Genomic DNA, 20,831 nt, shown 5'->3' on the forward strand with positions numbered 1-20,831 from the left:
TCGCGCTGGCCACGGCCGACGGGCACCATCGAGTCGATCGACTTCAGACCGGTCTGCACCGGCTGGTCCACCGACTTACGTGCGATCACGCCAGGAGCGACCTTTTCGATCACGTCCGTCATCTTGGCGTTGATCGGGCCCTTGCCGTCAATCGGATGGCCCAGGGCGTTAACCACGCGGCCGATGAGTTCGGGGCCAACGGGCACTTCCAGAATGCGGCCCGTGCACTTCACGGTGTCGCCTTCGGAGATGTGCTCGTAGGCACCCAGAATCACGGCGCCGACGGAGTCACGCTCGAGGTTCAGAGCCAGGCCGTAGGACGGCTGGCCGGCTGCATCAGCCGGGAACTCCAGCATTTCGCCTTGCATCACATCGGACAGGCCGTGGACGCGGACGATGCCGTCGGAAACGGACACCACGGTGCCCTGGTTGCGGACGTCCGTCGATGCGCCAAGACCCTCGATGCGGCTCTTGATCAGTTCGGAAATTTCAGCAGGATTCAGTTGCATTGCTTGCTCCCATCTGGTCGGGCGTCTGTTGCCAGAGCGCGGGTGACACAGGGATGAATCGGAATAGGTGTCTTCGCGCTAGCGTTCAGGCTGCGAGTGCCACTTTCATGCGCTCCAGGCGGGCCTTGATCGAGGTGTCAAGCACCTCGTCACCGACCACAACCCGGATGCCGCCAATCAGTGAAGGCTCCAGCGAGACTTGGGGCAAGAGCTTGCGACCGAAGCGCTTCTCCAGCGAACCCATCACTTCGGCCAGCTGGGCGGGCTCGATGGGATAGGCGCTGTAGATGTGCGCGTCAGCCACGCCATCCGCCGCGTTGGCCAGGACATGGAACTGCCCGACCACCGCCGGCAGCGCATCCAGGCGCGAGTTCTCGATCACCGCTCGCAGGAAGTTCTGCAGCTCCGGGGCCAGGGTCTGCTTGGCCGCTGCCGTCATCACGGCATAGACCTGGTCGACACTGACCTTGGGGTTGTCGGCGAATTGGCGCAGATCAGCATCCTGTGCAACCTGGGACAGCGCATCGAGCGCCTGGCCCCAGGCCTTCACATCATGCTTCTTCGCGACCTGATAGAGCGCTTCAGCGTACGGACGGGCAATGGTTGCGAGCTCAGCCATGATTACAGCTCCGTCTTCAGACGGCCCAGCAATTCGGCATGCACGCTGGCATTGACCTCGCGCTGCAGGATTTGCTCGGCGCCCTTGACGGCCAGTGCTGCAACCTGCTCGCGCAGGGCTTCACGGGCACGCGTGGACTGCTGGTCAGCATCAGCCTTGGCAGCGGCCACGATCTTGGCGCCTTCTTCCTCGGCACGCTTCTTCGCTTCGTCCACGATGGCAGCGGCGCGCTTTTCAGCATCAGCCAGCAGCTTGGTGGTTTCGTTGCGCGTCTGCGCGAGTTGCTCGTCCACCTTCTTGTTGGCGGTCGCCAGCTCGGTCTTTGCCTTGTCCGCAGCGGCCAGGCCGTCGCGGATCTTCTCGGCACGCTCGTCCAGCGCCTTGGTGATCGGCGGCCAGACGAAACGCATCGTGAACCACACCAGGATCGCGAAGACGATCGCCTGGATGAACAGTGTTGCGTTGATATTCACGGCTAAATCCTTTCGGTCGTGAAAGGGAAGCGGTGATTACTTCAGGACGAAGGGGTTTGCGAACGCGAACAGCAGAGCGATAGCCACACCGATCAGGAAAGCAGCGTCGATCAGACCGGCCAAGATGAACATCTTGGTTTGCAGTTCGTTCATCAGCTCAGGCTGGCGAGCCGACGACTCCAGGAACTTGCCGCCCATCAGCGCGATGCCGATGGAAGCGCCGATAGCGCCCAGACCAACGATGATGCCGCAAGCCAGTGCCACGAGGCCGAGGATGTTTTCCATGATTGCTCCTAGAGAGATGAAAGAAAGGAAAAGGGAAGGGAAAGAAAAGCGAGAGCGTTATCGAATCAGTGCGCGTCGTGCGCCTGTCCGATGTAGATCAGCGTCAGCATCATGAAGATGAAGGCTTGCAGCGTGATCACGAGAATGTGGAACAGCGTCCACACCGTACCGGCGATGACATGGCCAATGGCCAGGCCAAAGCCCGTAGCCGACATTGCGAACGCGCCACCCATCAGCGCGATCAGCATGAACACCAATTCGCCGGCAAACATATTGCCGAACAGTCGCATGCCATGAGAGACCGTCTTGGCGACGAACTCGATCATCTGCATCAGGAAATTGAAAGGCCACAGCAGCGGATGCGCACCGAAGGGCGCAGAGATCAGCTCATGCCCCCAGCCGCCCAGGCCCTTGATCTTGATGTTGTAGAACACGCACATCAGCAGGACACTGGTCGACAGACCCAGGGTGGTGGACAGATCGGCCGTCGGCACGACGCGCATGTAGTCCTTGAAGCCCATGGCCGGGCCAACGCTGTGCCAGATGGCCGGAATCAGGTCCACAGGCAGCATGTCCATGGCGTTCATCAGGAAAATCCAGACGAACACGGTCAGGGCCAGCGGCGACACCAGCTTGCGGCTGGCGGCGTTGTGGATCACGCCCTTGGCCTGGTTCTCGACCATCTCGGACAGGATCTCGACCGCCGCCTGAAAGCGACCCGGCACGCCGGAGGTGGCTTTGCGCGCCGCGCGCCACAGGAAGAAGCAACCCAGGGTGCCCAGCACCACGGAGAAGAACACCGAGTCCAGATTGAACAGGCTGAAGTCGACGATGCTCGTCTGCTTGACGCTCTCGAACGAGAAGTTCTTCTGCAGGTGTTGCAGGTGGTGAGTGATGTACTCACCAGCGCTGGGCGCGTGTCCTTCGGCTGCCATTTCAGTTTCCGTCGCTAATTTTCTTGAATCGGCCCCGCGCAAGCAGGACCAGCCAATTAACTTTCAGGCATCCGATCATGGTCAGCAGCAGGGCCAGCCAACTCAGATCGTCCACCTGCTTGATCACTGCCACAAGGATGGCAATGGTCAGCAAAACCTTGATCAACTCCCAGAACATCAGCGAGAGCAACGCTGCCCCCGCATTTGTCACCGAGCGTCGGGTTGCGCCCCACGCCATCAAGGCATTCGGCACCACCACCGCGATCGCGCCATACAACGCCGACCACGCCTTGCTGCCCTCCAGCGTGAACAACCACCAGAGCACAACCAAAACCAAACCCGACACCGCCTGAGCGGTCACCACCTGCCAAGGCGATAGCGCCGGGTTTTTGGCCCGCAAGGCCTGCGCTTGATCACGCGTCAGGGGCTTGAAGGCCGCTTCGTCGACCGCATCTAGCTGGCTATCGCGATCCCAATCTGGGGGTGCCGCCTTGTCCCGGATGAAATCAGGGTTGAGGCGCGCACGCGTGTCTTCAGGGGTCACGGTGGCTAGGGGCTGTCGGCAAAACCCGCAGATTATATGTGGAAACCCTGACTGCCCCGACAAGCCCCTTGATGCTGTACGCCGACAGAGCAGCGCTTGACCCTGCGCTCGTCTTGTCAGGCGCCGTGACTTCTGGCAGGGCTCAGAGTCGAACCCGGTTCGGCGCCAGACCCGGCACATCCACCCGCAACTGCATCACCGCACCCGCCAAGGGCTGAACCTCCAGCTCGTCTGGCGGTCGGCCCTGCCGGGCCGTGGTGATGTAGAGGGTGCGCAGGTCAGGGCCCCCAAAGCAGGGCATGGTCGGACACCGAACAGGCAATTTCAGTGTGGTCAGCAGTTGCCCTGTCGGCGACAGCCGCAGCAGGCGCTGACCCTCATACATGGCCACCCAGTAGCAGCCCTCGACATCCACCGCAGCACCATCGGGGCGCCCCTGATAGGCGTCCAGCGCTTGCCCGGCAAGCCGCGGCTCAAAGGCCGCGAACAACTCACGATCGCCCAAGCGGCCTTGCGCCAGGTCGAACTCGTAGGACCAGACCCGATGGCCCTTGGTATCGGCCCAGTACAGACGACGCTGCTCCGGACTCCAGGCCAGCCCATTGGAGTTTGCGATGCCGCCAGCCATCGACTCGAAACGCCCCGCCTCGAAACGATACAGCTGCGCATTCGGTTCACGCGCGTCATCCAATGTGCCGACCCAGAAGCGCCCTGCTGCATCGACGCGGCCATCGTTGAAACGCTGGCGCGCCGGGTCATAGGGCGCCTGGGCGACCTGCCGCAGATCCCCTGTCGAGAGATCCAGGCGCCAAAGTCCATCGCGCTGCGCCACCAACAAGCCTCCGCCTTCGATCAAGGCAATGCAGCCGGGCTCCTGCTGAAGCTGCCAGCGCTGAAGTGCACCGCTATCGGGATGCAGGCGCAAGACCTGCTTCTCGGCAATGTCGACGTAGTAAAGGCACTGCTCTTGAACACTCCACAGCGGTGACTCGCCAAGTCCGGACAGGGCCGGACTCGCCAGCTGGAATGCGTAGGTGGGCGATGTTGAGGACATAGGCTGCAAGCTTGACGCAAACGTCGATGCTAGCCGCGTAACCTAATGAAACTACCCGGCCCGAAATCGGCGGGCCACACGCTCAGCCCAGCACCACGCGCAGATAGTGTGCCCCGGGAAGCGGATTGAAATAGAACGGCGGCACCTCTTCGAATCCCAGGCTCTCGTACAAGCCGCGGGCTGCCTCCATCTCGTCCAGCGTATCCAGCAGCATGGACGAGTAGCCGGCTTGCGAGGCCCTGTCCATCAGCGCCTGTGCCAGCAGACGGCCGAGGCCGAAGCGCCGGAACGCGGGTCGGACGAAAAGCCGCTTCATCTCGCAGGCATTCGGGTAGTCGGCGTCTGGCAGGTTGCGAAACGCGCCGCAGCCAGCCACGGCACCGTCAACAATGGCCAGCAGCATCAGCCCTGACGGCGGCGCATAGGCGCCAGGCAGCTGGGCCAACTCCTCTTCGAAGCCCTGAAAGCAAAGGTCCACATCCAGACTGTTGGCGTAGTCACGCAAGATGGCCCGTGTGTCGCCCCAGCCTTGTGCATCCTGCGGGCTCAGCAACTCGATCTCAGGCAGCGCATCGCTCATATCACGCGGCACCCAGTCCGATCAGCGCATACACGGCTGCAGCGGCGAGGCCCAGCAGCAGCAGAGCCAACAGGCGCTTCGCTGCGGTGTCACGCGACGCCGGAACCGAAGCCTCCAGCGCCTTGTCACCTGTGATCATCGCGGCGACCAGGTTCTTGCCCTGTCGCCAGCGATAAAAGGCAATCGCCGCCAGGTGCAGGCCGATCAGGCCAAACAGCAGCCACTGCCCCCAGGTCTTGTGATGCGCCGTCCATGACAAGCTGGTCTCGATCGAGACAAAGCGCACCAGCGGCCCGGTGATCGCGATCTCGTCATCGGCGATCAGGCCGGAGCCCACCTGCAGCCCAAGCCAGGCCAGCATGGCGAACACGGACAGCGCGCCGAGCGGGTTGTGGCCCACGTCAAACCGGTCCCCGCTGCGAACACGCCCGCTGAGATAGCGCCAATAGGCGTTCGGCCCATAGATGAAGCTGGAAAAACGCGACCAGCGCCCCCCCACCAATCCCCAGACCAGGCGGAACAGCAGCAGCGCCAGCACCGCGTAGCCGAGCCGCATATGCCAGACCATGGCGTTTCCGCCGATCTTGGCGCTGATCACTGCGCCGACCACACAGGCGGCGAGCAGCCAGTGAAACAGACGCGTCGGCAAGTCCCAGATCCGTACCCGAACCGTCCCAGGCTCGGAAGAGGCTTCACTCATTCCGCCCACTCCTGATCACATGATGGTCGAGGACGATACCGCAAGAACTGTCCCCAGCCCAGTGCTGCAAACATCCTCCTGACTCCGTACACTGCATCAGCGCAGGGGCCGATAGCTCCGCGCCACTTCACACGGTCCTCACCCAACGCAAGGAATTCCAGCATGATCATCAAGCATCTCGTGATCGGCATCAGTGCTGTCGTCGGCCTGTGCAGCGCGCTGCCGGCTGCAGCGCAGTTTCAGAAGCCGGAGGACGCGGTCAAGTACCGCAAGGCGGCCTTCACCGTGATGGCCACGCACTTCAGCCGCATCGGCGCCATGGCCCAGGGCCGCGTGCCTTTTGACGGCGCCGCGGCTGCCGCCAATGCCGAGATCGTGGCCGACCTGTCCAAGCTGCCCTTCGCGGGCTTCGTTGACGGCACCTCGGGCACCGAAAAGGGCACGCCGAAGGCCAATGTCTGGAGCGAGCGCGCCAAGTTCGATGCGGGCGCCAAGAAGATGCAGGACGAAGTCGCCAAGCTGGCTGCAGCGGCCAAGGCCAACAACCTCGACCAGCTCAAGGCCGCCTTCGGCAGTGCCGCGGCCACCTGCAAGGCCTGCCACGACGACTTCCGCAACCAGTAAGCCAATACCGGCCCCTTCGCTAGCGTCCGCTCAAGGGCCGGCATCGCGGCCATACGCCGCGAAAGCCGGGCGCTCACACAAGCGCTCGTAATAGGCCCGGACCGCTGGCAGTGCCGGCTTGTCCATAGGCGTCGCCAGCCAGCGGTGCGTCGACAGCCCGAGCACCACATCCGCCAGGCTGAGCGATGAGCCCAGCACGAAGGCGCCATCGCTGTGTTGCAGCTGCTCGTCGAGCATCGCCATGTGCCGGTTCCAGTTCGCGATGCTGGCCTCGCGCAGGCCGGCGTCCTGGTGCGCTGCGCTGCCTCGCACCAGCCCCATAAAGGCATAGCGCCAGCTGTTGTTCAGCTCGCCGGCCTGCCAGTCCATCCATTGCTCAACCCGCGCGCGCGGCCGTGCGGCTGCGGGCAGCAGGTCCTCGCGGAACTCGCGGCCTGCGAGATAGCGGCAGATGCTGTTGCTCTCCCACAGCACGAAGTCACCGTCCAGCAGCACCGGCATCATGGCGTTCGGATTGAGCGCGCGAAAGGCCTGGCTCGACACCTCCACATCTTCACGCCGAAAGTCCAGGCCCAGCTCGGCGCAGGTCCACAAGACCTTGCGCACATTGATCGAGCCCGCCCTGCCGAGCACACGCACAGCCGTGCTCATGCGATCGACGCCAGTTCAACATCGCCGAGCGGCGTTGCCAGCCGCGCAGTCAGGCCGTCATGCGCATTGAAGTCGAATAAACGCAGGCCGCGGTCCGGCAGCGTTTCCGTCGGATGCGCATCACCCCATTCGATCAGCACCGGCACGCCTTCGCGCCGCAGGCGAAGGCCATCGTCGCGCAAGGCGATGCGCCAGCGCAGCGCGCCCCGCGAGGCTTCGACCGCGGTGCCTGGGTCAAGTCCCTCGCTGCGCCAGTGCGCCAGCGTTGCATCCAAATTGGGCACACGCGCGACCCAGTGGATCAGGCCAGGCCCACGTTCACGCAGCGCTTGCTGCAGCGACGGTTGATCGAGATCGAACCAGCGCGCACGGCCTTCCGGCCCCGGCGCTGCGGGGTCGACGGCGATGATCTCCAGATAGCAGCGCGGCTGGCCCGGGGCGCTGATGTTGAGCAGGCGGTTGTGCGTGCCCATCAGCACGTGGGCGCCACCGGCGTCGGGCGTCACGCCCAGCACCTGTTCGCACCAGCTCACGCCTTCAGCCAGACTGGCGGCACCGACAACCAAGTGATCGAGTTCCATCACAGACGCACCTGGCCATGGATCAGCGGCGCCACATCGCCACCAATCCAGGTGACCTCGCCCTCGCGCCAGACATGTACGCGGCCATCGCGGCCGAGCTGCGAGCCCTGCGCCGCCACATAGCGCTCTGGTGCCAGACCTGCGCCCTGCAACCACAGCGCCACGCCAGCATTCAGACTACCGGTTACCGGGTCCTCAGGCACACCCAGCGTCGGCACGAAGGCGCGCAGCTCGAACTGCGTCGCGCCGCCAGCCGGCTGCGCGCCGACCACCCCGAGCTTGAGTCCCTTCATCGCGATGAAGTCGGGCTTGAGCGCACGCACTGCTGCCGAATCCTTCAGCCGCGCCGCCATCCAGCCCGGGCCGTTGTCCACCCAAACCAGATCCAGCAACTCGTCGGCCTCGATGCAAAGCGAACGCAGCACCTGCGCGCGCAAGACCGCCTCCTCGACCGGGCCACTGCGCAGCAGTGGCGGCGCCGCAAATGCCAGCCGGCCGCCGTCGCGCTTGACACGGACCAGGCCGATGCCGCACTGCTGCACCACCTCGCCCGGCTTCTTGACATCGCCGCCGCTGGCCAGGAAGGCGTGGGCCGAGCCCAACGTCGGGTGGCCGGCAAACGGCAACTCGCCACCCGGCGTGAAGATGCGCACGCGGTAATCAGCCGCCGGATCGGTGGGCGGCAGCAAAAAGGTGGTCTCGCTCAGATTGGTCCAGCGCGCGAAGGCAGCCATCTGCTCGTCGCTCAGGCCGGCACCGTCGATCACCACGGCCAGTGGATTGCCCTTCAGCGGCTCAGCCGTGAACACATCGACCTGGACAAAACGGCGCAGCTCGCTCATGGATGGAACTCCTCAGGATTCGGATTGGGACAGATACAGGCCCGGCCGCACGATTTCCATGCCACGCTCGGGTGCTGCCAGCGGCTTGAAACCATGGCGAGCGTAGAGACTGTGCGCATCACGCGTGAACAGGCTGAAGCGCCGCAAGCCCTGCAGATCCTCATGCGTCATCACCGCGGCCATCAGCTTCCGGGCCAAGCCACGGCCGCGCCAATCCTCCAGCACGAACACATCGCACAGATAGGCAAACGTCGCGCGATCACTGATCACACGGGCATAGCCGATCAACGCGTCATCCCCATTGGTGCGCAGCAGGAAATTCAGCGAGCCGCGCATCGCACGCGCCAGCAAGTCGCGCGGCATGCCTTCGGCCCAGTAGCTGCGGCTGATGAAACCGTGGATCAGCTCCAGGTCAGCCTCGTCCCAGTCGTGGGCGACACGGCAGGACGGGGCCGCGCTGTTCATGGCGTCAACTCGGGCGCCTCGGCCATGGCTTCGCGCAGCACGCGGCCGAGGATACTGACGCCCTCGGTGATCAGATCCGGCGTAAGCGTCACGAAGGACAGGCGCAGCGTGCGCGGATCGGGATGCTGGGCGTAGAAAGCAGCCCCGGGCACAAAGGCGATGCCGGCCTCCACCGCCAGCGGCAGCAGCGCCATCGCATCGAAGCCCTCGGGCAGGCGCACCCAGAAGAACATACCGCCCTCAGGGCTTTGCCACTCGCAGCCGGCAGGCAGATACGCCTGCATGGCGGCCGCCATCGCGTCGCGGTTGGCCTTGTAGCGGGCGCGGATCTTGGGCACATGCTGGTCCAGGAAGCCGTTCTTGATGACCTCGTGCACGACGCGCTGATTAAAGCCCGGCGTGTGCAGATCAGCGGCCTGCTTGGCCTGCAGCAGCTTGGGGTACAGCTCGTCCGGCGCGATCATGTAGCCCAGGCGAAAGCCCGGCGTCAGCACCTTGGAGAAGCTACCCAGGTAGAGGCTTCCCTCGGGCCACAGCGAGCTCAGCGAGGCCGGCGGCGGCTGATCGAACCACAGATCGCCATAGGGGTTGTCCTCGACGATGGGCAGGCGAGCAGCCTGCGCGGCGGCCACCACGGCCTCGCGGCGCTGGGCACTCATCACGCGGCCGGTGGGATTCTGGTAGTTCGGCAGCAGATAGGCAAAGCGCGTGCCCGGCGCATCATGCGGCAAGGCAGCGATGGCTTCGGGGCGCACGCCGCCTTCGTCGCTTGCCAGGCTGGCGTAGATCGGCTCGTAGGGGTTGAAGGCCTGCAACGCGCCCAGGTAGGTGGGCGTTTCCACCGCCACCGGCGCACCGGCGTCGCACATCACCTTGCCGACCAGGTCCAGGCCTTGCTGCGAGCCGCTGGTGATCAGCACCTGATCCGGCCGCGCCTGGATGCCCAGCTGGGCCACGCGTGCCGCCACCCATTCGCGCAGCGGCGCGAAACCTTCGCTTGAAGCGTACTGCAACGCTTCTTTGGGGTTTTGGCTCAACACGCGGTCGCAAGCGGCCTTGATCTCGTCGACCGGAAAGGTGTCCGCAGAGGGCAGGCCGCCAGCCATCGACAGGATGCCGGGCTTCTCGGTGACCTTGAGAATCTCGCGGATGATGGACGGGTTCATGCGCGCGGCGCGGCGGGCCTGGGTCCAGACGGTGCTCATGGGAAGTTCTCCGAAGGATGCCGCCGGTCAGGTGCCGGCGGATTAAGGGATCGATTGTGAATCAGGCGCGGCCAGCATCCAGTCGACAGCCGCCTGCGCCTGCAGCACGGTGCTGTCGAACAGCGGCACCGGGCTCCAGTGGGCCTCCAGCGGGTCCAGCAACAGGCCGATCTCGGTACAGCCCAGGATCACGCCCTCGGCGCCACGCTCGGCCAGCGCGCGCACGGCAGCCTGGTAGCGCAGCTTGGAGCTGGGCAGGATCAGGCCGCGGCAGAGTTCCTCGTAGATGATGCGATGCACCTCGTCGCGCTCGTCCAGCTCGGGCACCAGGGTTTCGATGCCCTGCTGCGCCATGCGCTCGCGGTAGAAGGCCTGCTCCATCGTGTAGCGCGTGGCCAGCAGACCGGCGCGGCGGATGCCGGCGGCCCGCAGCGCCGCAGCGGTGGCATCGACGATATGGATTAGCGGCAGACCGCTCAAGCGCTCGATCGGCTCGGCCAGCTTGTGCATGGTGTTGGTGGCCAGCAGCAGGGCCTCGGCGCCGGCCGCCTTCAGACCCGCACCGGCATGACCCAGCAACTCGCCCGCGGCCGCCCAGTCGCCACTGCGCTGCAGCGCCTCGATCTCGGCAAAGTCCACGCTGTGCAGGATCAGGCGCGCGCTGTGCAGCCCGCCCAGCCGGGCCGCCACCTGCTGGTTCAGCAGCTTGTAGAGATGCGCGCTGCTCTCCCAGCTCATGCCACCGAGTATGCCCAGCGTCCTCATGCCTTCCCTTCCTGCGTCAATTGATCCACCGGCATGCGCTTGCCCAGCCACACCACCGCGATCACCGCCAGGCCGAAGCCCAGCGTCATCGCATCCAGATGCTCACCCAGCAGCGGCACCGCCAGCAGCATCGACAGAAACGGCTGCAACACCTGCACCTGGCTGACACGCAGTGTGCCGCCCAGCGCCAGTGCGCGGTACCAGGCGAAGAAGCCCAGCCACATCGAGAACACCGACACGTACAGAAAGCCGCCCCAGGCCGACCAGGCCACCGGCGCCTGGGGCCAGCTCAACACGCCCACCGGCAGGGTGACTGGCAAGCTCAGCACCAGCACCCAGCAGATCACCTGCTGCGGCGCCATCTGCGTGCTCAGGCGTGCACCGCCCACATAGCCTGACGAGGCGCTCAACACCGCCGCCAGCAGCAGCACATCGGCCCACTGCAAGCCCGCCGCGCCGCGCCACGCCGCAAAGGCCAGCACCAGCGCCAGACCCGCGACGGCGCAGGCCCAGAAGCCGGCCGAAGGCCGCTGGCGCAGCACCAGCGCGGCAAGCGCGGCGGTGGCCAGCGGCAGCACGCCGGAGATCACCGAGGCATGTACGGCATCCACATGGCGCACCGCATAGCCCAGCAGCAGCGGCCAGCCGAACACCACGCCCAGCGCCACCCAGGCCAGCGGCAGCCACTGCTCGCGCCGTGGCCATGGCGCCGCAGTCAGGCGCAGATAGGCGGCCGACAGCAGGCCGGCCAACGCTGCACGGCCGAGCGCAACAAACAGCGGATCGAGCTGCGGCGCCTCGGCGCTGCCGCCGGCCAGGCGCGTCATCGGAATGCTCAGCGCAAAGATGAACACCCCCAGCAGGCCCAGCCACAGGCCGCGACTCTGGGCGCTGGATGGGGTGACGGTGGCGGCTGTCATGCAGCCAGTCTATGCGCCACAACCAATACAGAACCAGTACACTTTTCATCACACCAACAATCACTGTATTGGCATGGACACCGACACAAGCCGGCACGCGATGGCGGCCGCTGCCCCATTGGCGCGCGGCGCCAGCATGCCGCTGGCGCAGCAGCTGGCCCAGCGCTATGCCGAGCGCATCCAGCAGCGCCTGCTGCTGCCGGGCAGCCGCCTACCTTCGGTGCGCGAGTGCGCGCAGCGCCATGGCGTCAGCCCGCATACCGTGGTGGCGGCCTATGACCAGTTGCTGGCCCAGGGCCTGCTGGAAGCGCGCAAGCAGCGCGGCTTTTTCGTGCGCGAGACCCCCGCGCCGCGCGCCGGCGCCAGCGCTCCGTCCGGCACGGGGCGCACCGGCGCCTGGCGGCCGCCGGGCCAGACGCCCAAGGCGCCGTTCGATGTCACCGCGCTGATCCGCGGCATGTTCCAGGCCGATGCGCACAACGCGCCCGGCCTGGGCACCCTGCCGGCCGACTGGCTGGATCTTCCGATGCTGCAAACGGCGATGCGCCGCGTGATCGCGCAGAGCGAGGGCGCCGAGCAGCTGGCGCTGCAGTACGGCCAGCCCGGCGGCGATGCCCGGCTACGGGCGGCGCTGGCGCAGCGTCTGGCCGATCTGGGCATTGCGGCCACGCCGGAGCAGATCCTCAGCACTGTGGGCGCCACCCATGCGCTGGACCTGATCACGCGCACTCTGCTGCAGCCCGGCGACGCGGTGCTGGTGGACGAGCCCGGCTGGGCCATCGAGTTCGCCCGCCTGAGCCAGGCCGGCATGCGCCTGCTGCCGGTGCCGCGCGGTGCGGACGGGCCGGATCTGGACGCGATGGAGCTCCTGATCAAGCAGCACAGCCCGCGCCTGTACGTCACCGTCTCGGTGCTGCACAACCCGACCGGCAACACGCTGTCGCTGAGTAGCGCGCACCGCATCCTGCAGCTGGCCGAGGCGGCTGACTTCCTGATCGTCGAGGACGACACCTATGCCTTCATGGCGCCCAACCATGCACCGCGCCTGTCGGCGCTGGACGGGCTGAGGCGCACGGTCTATGTCTCGGGCTTCTCCAAGATCCTCACGCCGGCCTGGCGGGTCGGCTATCTGGCCGCCAGCCCTGAGCGTGCGGCCCGCCTGACCGACGCCAAGCTGCTGCAGACGCTGACCACCAGCCCGCTGCTGGAACGCGCCGTGGCGCTGTGCCTGGAGCAGGGCCAGCTGCGCCGCCATGCCGAACGGGTGCAAACCCGGCTGGACGCGGCGCGCCAGCGCGTCGTGCGTCTGGCGCTGGAGGCTGGCTGCCAGTTCGTCACGCCGCCGCAAGGGCTGTTCGGCTGGATCGACACCGGCATCGACACCGAGCGGCTGGCCCAGCGCCTGCTCGACGAAGGCTGGCTGACCGCGCCCGGCCTGCTGTTCAGCGCCAGCCGCCAGCCCGGAACGCTGATGCGCATCAACTTCGCCACCGCGCAGGATGCGGGCTTCTGGCGCCTGCTCGCGCAAGCTCGCAAGGACTTTCTGTGACGCCAGTTTTGGTGTCTTGCGTTCCAGTTAGCATCTCGACATTCTCAAAGTCACCCACCCAGCTGTCCTGCGTCGCATGAGTTCTGTTGAGCACGGCAAAGATCTTCGCTTCCTGATCGTCGACCCTCTGGCGGGAGTCCTGAGCTTCGCGCGCCAGCTGCTGGAAAGCTATGGCTTCGCGTCGGCAAGCATCCGTTGCGCGGCCGACCCCGAGAGCGCGCTGGCACTGGCACGCGAGTTCGCGCCCGACATCCTGATCACCGACTGGTTTGCGGATTCGGCCATGACCGGCATCCAGTTGCACCAGCGCGTGTGCGAGCAGCAGCCCGGCTGCCGGCTTGCGCTGCTGAGCTTCAAGGTCGGCCCCGAACAGCAGGCCGCGGCCGAGCAGGCGGGCTCACGCTTTCTGCTGCGCAAGCCCTTCACTCCGCAGGAGCTGCAGGACACCTTGCGCAATGCGCTGGCCAAGCTGGCGATCGAACGCCCTGAGCTGCACCAGCGCTTTCAGGCGGTGGCACAGAAGAAGGCGCCTGCCGCGCCGCCACGCCCCATCGAGCTGCCCCAGCTGGTGTCGCTGCGGCCCGGTGACAAGGTCGTCTACGGCGGCAAGACCGAAACGGTGCAGCATGTGGTGATCAGCCATGGCGAACTGGTGGTGCAGCTGAAGGGCTCCGGTGTCATGGTGCCGGCCAGCAAGCTCAAGCGCGCCTGAGCCGGGGCCTGCGGATCGGCGGCTCGGGCCTTACTCCGAAACCCGGTCCCGGCCCGCGGCCTTGGCGCGGTACAGCGCGGTATCGGCGCGCAGGTAAAGGCTGTCCGGCGTGTCGCCGGCCTGAGCCATAGCCAGGCCCATGCTCACCGTCAGCAGCCCGCCGCTGCAGGCCTCGTGCGGAATGCCGCGCGCGCGCAGCGCCGCCTGCACCTCGGTGGAGCAATGCCGCGCGCCGTCCAGATCGGTCTGTTCGAGCAGCAGCGCAAACTCTTCGCCGCCCAGCCGCGCCGCCAGGTCGCCCGGCCGGCGCGCCACTTGGGCCAGACATTCAGACAGCGCCTTCAGCGCGAAGTCGCCCTGCTGATGGCCGTAGCGGTCATTGAAGGCCTTGAAAAAGTCCACATCCAGCAGAAGAAGGCACACCGGCTCGCCACTGCGCTGCCGGATGCGCAGCGCCTGGTCAAGGCGCTCGGTGAAGCAGCGCCGATTGGCTAGCTCGGTCAACGGGTCAGTCTGCGAGAGCTGCTCCAGGGCCTGCACCTGGGACGCAATAACGCCCAGAAAATGGTTGGCCCCTTCGGCCATCCTCGTGATCTCGTCGCGCCCGCTGACCGTCACGGTGCTTCCCCAGTCGTGGCGCCCTTTGATGTCGTCCAACTCGCGGCCGAGCCGCGCCAGCCGAGCCACCACCACGCGGTCGATCACCAGCATGATGCCCAAGGCCAGCGCCGAGGCCAGACCCAGCACCAGCCAGCTGACCCGGCCCATCAGCTCCTCGCTGCGCTCCATGATCTCGCGCGGCCAGCTGGCCTCAAGCACCGCCACCGGCACGCCATTGATGTCGCGCAGCGGCCAGCGCAGGTTCAGTCGATGGCTCTCGGTCTCGATACGCAAGGGGCCCGGCCCCGTCAGCGAGGGCAGTTCGGCCGCTACCGCCTCGCCGGTCAGGCGCTCGGTGGCATCGATGGGCCGGATGCTCAGCAAGAGCCCGCTGCGTTCCGCCACATCAGCCACCACACGGTCGCCCAGCCGATCCGTCACCGTCACGAAACCTGGCGCAGCGCTGTTGGATCGGCCCTCACCGCCCACCAGCGCGCGCTGGCACAGCATCAGCAGCTGATCGCCGCTGCGCACGATGCCGCAGGGTCTCGGCGTCGACTTGAGCGCCAGATAGCCCTGGCTCAAGGCCTGCTGTACCGCCGGGCCCAGCGACTGGGGCAGCGACAAGGCAGCATCAGCCGGCGACGCCAGATTGACGGACAGGGTGCCATCCATCCGATACACCGCCAGCCAGCTCAAGCCTGAAATGGCCACGGCTTCGGGCTTCAGGTTGCGCTGCACGAACCCCGCATCCGGCAGCCGCTGATGCTGGTAGAAGTCTTCCCATTGGCTCCACTCGAGCAGCACCCGGTCCAGCAGCAGGAACTCGTCGTCCAGGGATCGCAGCACGCGACTGAAGTCATCCAGGGCCGACTTGCTCTCGAGTTCACGATAGCTGTGCTCCACCTGGGCGCGCAAAAGCCACAGGCTGGCGCCTCCGCCCAGCAGATAGAGCGCCAACACCCACAGCACGACCTTGATGCGCAGTCCCATGACGAGGAACCCTTGTCTCGGTGTCCGAGTATCGCCGCCGCCTGAGCCGCTGCAAGCCTCAGGCCAGCAACAAGGCCAGGGCCATCAGCAAGGGATAAGGGAAGGCTACCGTCGGACGGCAGGCCGCGCGCAGATACTCGCCCACCAAGCCGGCAGCGCCCGGGCGCTGCGCCAGCCAGCGGCTGCTGAGCTGCATCGGCAACACCGCCGGATCGGGCACAGCCAAGGCCTGCTCGATGCGCAGCAGGCGTTCACCCAGCCGCCCCTGGAAGGTTTTGAAGATCGCCTCCTGCAGCCACAGCAGGGCCAGCAAAGCCAGCAACAGCAGCGTCGACACCGGCGCAAACGCCGCCAGCAGCACGGCCGTCAGCTTGATCCCCAGCGTCCAGAGTTCGTACTGCTCATGCTGGGCCTGCAGCAGCAGCCACTCCTGATGCAGGGCCTGGGTGTCCGGCCGGTCCGTCACTTGGCCTCCAGCACTTCCCAACGCTCCATCAGGGCCAGCAGCTCCTCGTCGATCTCGCTGGCGCGCGCCGTCACCTCGGCGATGCGCGCCGCGCCCTGGTTGTAGAGCTCGACACCGTTCAGAAGCGCATTGATCTGCACCTGCTCGGCCTCCAGCGCCGCCACCTTGGCGGGCAGCTCGTCGAGCTCGCGCTGCTCCTTGTAGCTGAGCTTGCGCTTGGTCGCGACCACCGGGGCAGGGGCGGGCGCCGCGGCAGGCGCAGCAGCGGCCGCTGCTGCAGGCGCGGGCGCCGTCTTGGCGGCCAGCGCGGCGGCGCGCTTGGACTGGATCAGCCAGTCCTCGATATCGCCCTCGTACTCGCGCCAGCGGCCCTGGCCCTCGTTGACGATGGTGCTGGTCACCACGTTGTCAAGGAAGCGCCGGTCGTGGCTCACCAGGAAGACCGTGCCGTCGTACTCGGCCAGCAACTCCTCCAGCAACTCCAGCGTCTCGATGTCCAGGTCGTTGGTCGGCTCGTCCAGCACCAGCACATTGGCTGGACGTGCAAACAGGCGCGCCAGCAGCAGGCGGTTGCGCTCGCCGCCCGACAGGCTCTTGACCGGCGAGTTGGCGCGGGCCGGCGAGAACAGAAAGTCGCCCAGATAGCTCTTCACATGCTTCTTCTGGTTGCCAATCTCGATCCACTCGCTGCCCGGGCTGATGGTGTCGGCCAGCGTGGCCTCCAGATCGAGCGCATCACGCATCTGGTCGAAATAGGCTACGCTGAGCTTGCTGCCCTGGCGCACCACGCCGCTGTCCGGCGCGATCTCGCCCAGGATCAGCTTCAGCAGCGTGGTCTTGCCCGCGCCATTGGCGCCGACCAGGCCGATCTTGTCGCCGCGCAGGATGGTGGCGCTGAAGTTGTCGACGATCAGACGATCGCCATAGCGCTTGCTGACGTTCTCCAGCTCGGCCACGATCTTGCCGCTGCTGGAGCCGGTGTCGATGTCCAGCTTGACCTTGCCCTGCACGTCGCGGCGCGCTGCACGAGATTCACGCATCTCGTGAAGGCGCTGCACACGGGCCACGCTGCGGGTGCGTCGCGCTTCGACGCCCTTGCGAATCCACACCTCTTCCTGCGCCAGCAGCTTGTCGAAGCGCGCATTGACCAGCGCCTCGTTCTCCAGCTCATAAGCCTTGGCAGCCTGAAAGGCGGCGAAGTTGCCCGGATAGCCGCGCAGTTGGCCGCGGTCCAGCTCGACGATGCGGTTGGCCACGTTGTCCAGGAAGGCGCGGTCGTGGGTGATCAGTAGCAGCGAGCCATTGAATTCGTTCAGCAGGCCTTCCAGCCAGGCGATCGCGTCCAGGTCCAGGTGGTTGGTCGGCTCGTCCAGCAGCAGCACATCGGGCTGAGCCACCAGCGCGCGCGCCAGCGCCACGCGCTTCTTCAATCCGCCCGACAGCGTGCCGACGATGCGCGCGCCGTCAAGGCCCAGGCGGTGCAAGGTTTCATCGACGCGCTGCTCCCAGTTCCAGGCGCCGATATGTTCGATGCGCTCCTGCACCCAGGCCAAGTCGTCATTCTCGTCATGGCGCTCGTAGCGCTCGCGAAGGGCCTTGGCTTCGGCCACGCCCTCGCTGACCACTTCGAAGATGCTGGACTCGGGATTGAGCTCGGGCTCCTGCGGCACATAGACGCTGGTCAGGCCCTGCTGCAGCTGCAGCAGGCCGTCGTCGAGCTTCTCGATGCCGGCCAGGATCTTCAGCAAAGACGACTTGCCGGTGCCGTTGCGGCCGATCAGGCCGACGCGCTCGCCGGTTTCGAGGGCGAAATTGGCACCATCCAGCAGCGGCACATGGCCGAAAGCGAGATGGGCGTTGGAAATTGAGAGGACTGCCATGCGCCGATTGTCGTTGACGCCAGCGCAGCTCGCCGCGGCGCTGCCGGCCAACACCCGTCGCGCCGCTGCTCAGTCCGCCAGCGGCGCCTGCAGCGGCAGCGTCATCCGCACCGTGGTGCCCTCGCCCAGCGCACTGATCACCTCGATCCGGCCACCCAGCGTGGCCGTCACGATATTGCGCACGATGCTCAGGCCCAGGCCTGAGCCGCCCTTGCCGAGGCGGGTGGTGAAGAAGGGCTCGAAGATGCGGCTCTGATGCTCGGCCGCAATGCCGGCGCCGTCGTCAGCCACATCGATGCTGACCTGCCCCTCGCCCTGGCGGGCCACCTTGATGCGCACCTCGCCGGGCGGCTGGTCTGCATAGCCATGAGTCAGGCAGTTGTTGACCAGATTCGCCAGCACCTGACCCAGCGGCCCGGGATAGCTGTCCATCTGGATGTCCCCATCGATCTCCTGCAGCCGGACGGCGCAGCCCGAACTCTTCAGCGAGGGCGAAAGCGCCAGCAGCACTTCAGCCAGGGTGTCGTGCAACTGGAACTTGCGGCGCTGCGAGCTGGTCTGGTCGACCGCCACCTGCTTGAAGCTGGCGATCAGCGTAGCCGCGCGCTCCAGATTGCGCTGCAGGATGTCGCCCGCCGTCACCGCATCATTCAGAAAAGCCTGCAGGCTGGAGCGCTTAATGCCGGCCTCCAGCGATTGCCGCATCGCCTGGCTGGTCTCGGCCAGCGTGCTGGCCACCGTCAGGCCATTGCCGATCGGCGTGTTGAGCTCATGCGCGATGCCCGCCACCATGGACCCCAAGGCGGCCAGCTTCGCGGACTCGACCAGTTCGTCACGGGTCTGCTGCAGTTCATCGAGTGCCCGCGCCAGTTCCGCGTTGCGGCGCGCCAGCTCCGCCGTGCGCTCGGCCACACGCTGCTCCAGGTTCAGGTTCAGGCTGCGCAGCCACAACAGCTGGGCCAGGATCGCCAGCAACAGCGTCCCCGCGCCGATGAGCACGGACGTGGGCAACGGTTCGATCATCTGCTGCTGCATGACCAGACGCGGTCCAGACGGCGCCTGCGCGAACGCCGGCAACGCCAGCTGATAGTGGATGGCCGGCGCCCCGGCGAGCCGCCCTTCGAAATGTGCATCCAGCGTCGAGCCGACATCGGTCGAGCCTTCCGAGCTGGCCAGCACGCGGCCTTGGTGGACCAGCAGCAGCTTGGTCTCTAGCGGTGCCAGCTGGCGCATCACGGCATTGCCCATCGGCTGCATCAGCACCAACCGCCCCTGGCCCTCCGCGCCAAGCCACAGCGGCACGGCCAGCACGTGATGCACCTCGCCGCGACGCTCGTCGACCCACAGCGGTGGCAGCGCCTGGCCGCCTTTGAGCGCCGGCTCCAGCGCATTGCCATCCATGCCGAAGCTGAACACGACATCGCCGCGGGCATTCAGGACCAAGCCGGACGGAAAGCGCTCGACCTTGCCTTCCATCGCCGAGAAGTAGGCCCGCAGACGCATCAGCGGTCTCGGCTCATTCGCGGCAAACACGCGCATGAAGTCGATCTGCGCCTTGAGCTCCTCCGCATTGCGCTGCCAGTTCAGCTGCAGCGATGTGTAGTTCTGCTGCACATACTCAAGCGTCGCCTGGGCCGTCGCCTCCTGGCTGGCGCGCACGCTGCCGAGATAGCCCCAGCCTATCAGCACCGCGCCGAGCAGGCTGCCAGCCAGAAAAAGCCCCCGCAGCCGCGCGCCTGCCCAGGGTATGAGGCGAGGCAAGGCCGTGGCCGACGGTGCGGCTGCAGGTTCGGAGCTTCCAGTGTGCACCGGTCCGGCGCTGGCCTGCGTCAAGGACTGGTACCGGCCCAACGGGCATTGACCATGCTCTGCAGCATGAACGCCTGAGCTGCCGGCGTCGGCTCGGTGGCATGCAGGAAACGCTCGGTGCTGGCGATCTGCTCAGCCGACATTCGCCCATCGGGCGAGAAGATGCCTTTGTGCTTGAGCAGCACGCTCAACAGCGCCTCGCGCTCGCCTGAATCGTCAATGGCCAGCGCCGACACCACCTCGGCAGCCGGCTTTTGCGCCAGCCAGACTAGGCTGCGCGTGACCATGCGCACCACCTTGCCGACCATCTCGGGCCGATCAGCAACCATGTCCGCGCGCGTGGTCAGGCAGGCATTGAGGAACAGCCCGCCGAGCAGTTCGCGTGTCTGCTTCAGATCATGGAATTCAGCCAGCACAAAAGCCTCCTTGGACTGCTGAAGCTGGGTCGCGAAGGGCTCATCGCCCATCAGCGCGTCGACTGTGCCGGACGCCAGGGCCGCCTGCTGGTTCTTGAAGGCCTGCCCCACTGACACATAGTTCACCTGGTCAACGCGCAAACCAGCCCGCGCCAGCAGAAACTCGGTGAACAACTGGGACGTCGAACGCCCACCCGGCGCATACCCCTTCACGCCCAGCACCAAGCCGCGCAGATCGCTGATCTTGCGAACCTGCTTGCTGAGCGACTGGCGCACCAGCAAGGTGTAGGCCGGCACCCGCGTCAGCGGTGCGATGCAGACCAGCGGATTGCCGCTGATGCGCTGCAGCGCCGCAGCCGACAGCCCCGCCGCCGAGAAATCGCTGTTGCGGTCCAGCATTTGCCGCAGGGCCAGCGGTCCGCCGCCGACGAAACGCAAATCCAGCGCCAAACCCTCAGCCGCATCGGCTCCAATCTGCGGCGCGAGCGACAGCGGCAGGTAGAGCAGATTGCCCGGTCCCGGCACCGTCAAGGAAACACGCTGTCGAGCTTGCGCTCCAGCCGGCGATGCGGACAGTGCCGGTCCCGCCAGGCCGCATAGCGACCATGCCCCAACCTCGCGAATGAACTCCCTGCGCTGGCTCATGTGCTGCTC

At 66.2% G+C, this 20,831-nt stretch carries 23 protein-coding genes and 1 pseudogene; 3 read left to right on the forward strand and 21 right to left on the reverse strand.

The window, feature by feature from the left end; translation table 11 throughout:
• From ACIQ67_RS08925 to ACIQ67_RS08965, 9 genes and pseudogenes are all read right to left on the reverse strand, one after another.
• Positions 1–509, reverse strand: a pseudogene (locus tag ACIQ67_RS08925) (F0F1 ATP synthase subunit alpha); the annotation flags it as partial.
• An 85-nt stretch (positions 510–594) separates the two neighbouring features.
• Positions 595–1,128: a F0F1 ATP synthase subunit delta gene (locus ACIQ67_RS08930; protein WP_397534016.1), complete on the reverse strand. Its 534-nt coding sequence runs from the start codon at positions 1,126–1,128 to the stop codon at positions 595–597.
• Between the two features lie 2 nt (positions 1,129–1,130).
• Complete coding sequence (locus tag ACIQ67_RS08935; RefSeq protein WP_397534017.1) at positions 1,131–1,601, reverse strand: F0F1 ATP synthase subunit B; 471 nt, start codon at positions 1,599–1,601, stop codon at positions 1,131–1,133.
• A gap of 36 nt (positions 1,602–1,637) precedes the next feature.
• Positions 1,638–1,886 (reverse strand): F0F1 ATP synthase subunit C, encoded by a 249-nt coding sequence (atpE, locus tag ACIQ67_RS08940; protein ID WP_105261674.1) that lies wholly within the window; start codon positions 1,884–1,886, stop codon positions 1,638–1,640.
• A gap of 65 nt (positions 1,887–1,951) precedes the next feature.
• On the reverse strand, positions 1,952–2,821 hold the full coding sequence (gene atpB, locus ACIQ67_RS08945; RefSeq protein ID WP_397534018.1) for a F0F1 ATP synthase subunit A: 870 nt from the start codon (positions 2,819–2,821) through the stop codon (positions 1,952–1,954).
• Position 2,822: 1 nt separating this feature from the next.
• Positions 2,823–3,365, reverse strand: a complete 543-nt coding sequence (locus ACIQ67_RS08950; RefSeq protein WP_397534019.1) for an ATP synthase subunit I — start codon at positions 3,363–3,365, stop codon at positions 2,823–2,825.
• Between the two features lie 142 nt (positions 3,366–3,507).
• Positions 3,508–4,419, reverse strand: coding sequence for an SMP-30/gluconolactonase/LRE family protein (locus ACIQ67_RS08955; RefSeq protein WP_397534020.1), 912 nt, complete (start codon positions 4,417–4,419; stop codon positions 3,508–3,510).
• 82 nt (positions 4,420–4,501) lie between these two features.
• On the reverse strand, positions 4,502–4,999 hold the full coding sequence (locus ACIQ67_RS08960) for a GNAT family N-acetyltransferase (RefSeq protein WP_397534021.1): 498 nt from the start codon (positions 4,997–4,999) through the stop codon (positions 4,502–4,504).
• A gap of 1 nt (position 5,000) precedes the next feature.
• Positions 5,001–5,699 (reverse strand): cytochrome b/b6 domain-containing protein, encoded by a 699-nt coding sequence (locus ACIQ67_RS08965; protein WP_397534022.1) that lies wholly within the window; start codon positions 5,697–5,699, stop codon positions 5,001–5,003.
• A gap of 162 nt (positions 5,700–5,861) precedes the next feature.
• Here ACIQ67_RS08965 and ACIQ67_RS08970 point away from each other — a divergent pair, with 162 nt between their 5' ends.
• Positions 5,862–6,323 (forward strand): c-type cytochrome, encoded by a 462-nt coding sequence (locus ACIQ67_RS08970; protein WP_397534023.1) that lies wholly within the window; start codon positions 5,862–5,864, stop codon positions 6,321–6,323.
• A 30-nt stretch (positions 6,324–6,353) separates the two neighbouring features.
• Here ACIQ67_RS08970 and ACIQ67_RS08975 read toward each other — a convergent pair whose 3' ends face one another.
• Genes ACIQ67_RS08975 through ACIQ67_RS09005 form a run of 7 tightly spaced genes read right to left on the reverse strand, consistent with a single transcriptional unit; the run spans position 6,354 to position 11,752 of the window.
• Entirely contained in the window at positions 6,354–6,974 is a 621-nt protein-coding gene (locus ACIQ67_RS08975; protein WP_397534024.1) for a glutathione S-transferase N-terminal domain-containing protein, read from the reverse strand.
• A complete protein-coding gene (locus tag ACIQ67_RS08980; protein ID WP_397534025.1) occupies positions 6,971–7,555 on the reverse strand; it encodes a VOC family protein in 585 nt (194 codons plus the stop codon). Before ACIQ67_RS08980 ends, ACIQ67_RS08975 begins: the two co-directional genes overlap by 4 nt.
• Positions 7,555–8,397: a PhzF family phenazine biosynthesis protein gene (locus ACIQ67_RS08985; RefSeq protein WP_397534026.1), complete on the reverse strand. Its 843-nt coding sequence runs from the start codon at positions 8,395–8,397 to the stop codon at positions 7,555–7,557. The genes ACIQ67_RS08980 and ACIQ67_RS08985 overlap by 1 nt, the downstream gene beginning before the upstream one ends.
• 12 nt (positions 8,398–8,409) lie before the next feature.
• A complete protein-coding gene (locus ACIQ67_RS08990; RefSeq protein ID WP_397534027.1) occupies positions 8,410–8,862 on the reverse strand; it encodes a GNAT family N-acetyltransferase in 453 nt (150 codons plus the stop codon).
• A complete protein-coding gene (locus ACIQ67_RS08995; RefSeq protein WP_397534028.1) occupies positions 8,859–10,067 on the reverse strand; it encodes a PLP-dependent aminotransferase family protein in 1,209 nt (402 codons plus the stop codon). The genes ACIQ67_RS08990 and ACIQ67_RS08995 overlap by 4 nt, the downstream gene beginning before the upstream one ends.
• A gap of 42 nt (positions 10,068–10,109) precedes the next feature.
• Positions 10,110–10,832 carry an aspartate/glutamate racemase family protein gene (locus tag ACIQ67_RS09000; RefSeq protein ID WP_397534029.1) on the reverse strand — a complete coding sequence of 241 codons (723 nt, stop codon included), beginning with the start codon at positions 10,830–10,832 and terminating at the stop codon, positions 10,110–10,112.
• Positions 10,829–11,752: a DMT family transporter gene (locus tag ACIQ67_RS09005; protein ID WP_397534030.1), complete on the reverse strand. Its 924-nt coding sequence runs from the start codon at positions 11,750–11,752 to the stop codon at positions 10,829–10,831. Before ACIQ67_RS09005 ends, ACIQ67_RS09000 begins: the two co-directional genes overlap by 4 nt.
• A 73-nt stretch (positions 11,753–11,825) precedes the next feature.
• Between ACIQ67_RS09005 and ACIQ67_RS09010 the strand changes: the two genes are divergently transcribed.
• Both ACIQ67_RS09010 and ACIQ67_RS09015 read left to right on the forward strand, forming a co-directional pair.
• On the forward strand, positions 11,826–13,301 hold the full coding sequence (locus ACIQ67_RS09010; RefSeq protein WP_397534031.1) for a PLP-dependent aminotransferase family protein: 1,476 nt from the start codon (positions 11,826–11,828) through the stop codon (positions 13,299–13,301).
• 76 nt (positions 13,302–13,377) lie between these two features.
• The gene (locus ACIQ67_RS09015) at positions 13,378–14,013 is read left to right on the forward strand and encodes a response regulator (RefSeq protein WP_397534032.1); all 636 of its coding nucleotides are present in this window, start codon (positions 13,378–13,380) and stop codon (positions 14,011–14,013) included.
• A 30-nt stretch (positions 14,014–14,043) separates the two neighbouring features.
• Here the strand turns inward: ACIQ67_RS09015 and ACIQ67_RS09020 are convergent, their stop codons facing one another.
• The 5 genes from ACIQ67_RS09020 to ACIQ67_RS09040 all read right to left on the reverse strand — a co-directional run bounded on the left by ACIQ67_RS09020 (position 14,044) and on the right by ACIQ67_RS09040 (position 20,822).
• Positions 14,044–15,606, reverse strand: coding sequence for a diguanylate cyclase domain-containing protein (locus tag ACIQ67_RS09020; RefSeq protein ID WP_397534033.1), 1,563 nt, complete (start codon positions 15,604–15,606; stop codon positions 14,044–14,046).
• Positions 15,607–15,664: 58 nt separating this feature from the next.
• The gene (locus tag ACIQ67_RS09025; RefSeq protein ID WP_397534034.1) at positions 15,665–16,072 is read right to left on the reverse strand and encodes a hypothetical protein; all 408 of its coding nucleotides are present in this window, start codon (positions 16,070–16,072) and stop codon (positions 15,665–15,667) included.
• Complete coding sequence (locus ACIQ67_RS09030) at positions 16,069–17,952, reverse strand: ATP-binding cassette domain-containing protein (RefSeq protein ID WP_397534035.1); 1,884 nt, start codon at positions 17,950–17,952, stop codon at positions 16,069–16,071. Before ACIQ67_RS09030 ends, ACIQ67_RS09025 begins: the two co-directional genes overlap by 4 nt.
• A gap of 69 nt (positions 17,953–18,021) precedes the next feature.
• Positions 18,022–19,713, reverse strand: coding sequence for a sensor histidine kinase (locus tag ACIQ67_RS09035; protein WP_397534036.1), 1,692 nt, complete (start codon positions 19,711–19,713; stop codon positions 18,022–18,024).
• Between the two features lie 68 nt (positions 19,714–19,781).
• Complete coding sequence (locus ACIQ67_RS09040) at positions 19,782–20,822, reverse strand: ABC transporter substrate-binding protein (protein ID WP_397534037.1); 1,041 nt, start codon at positions 20,820–20,822, stop codon at positions 19,782–19,784.
• Between the last annotated feature and the right edge of the window lie 9 nt (positions 20,823–20,831).

Source organism: Roseateles sp., assembly GCF_044373315.1.
In the GTDB taxonomy this organism is placed as follows: domain Bacteria; phylum Pseudomonadota; class Gammaproteobacteria; order Burkholderiales; family Burkholderiaceae_C; genus JACDQM01.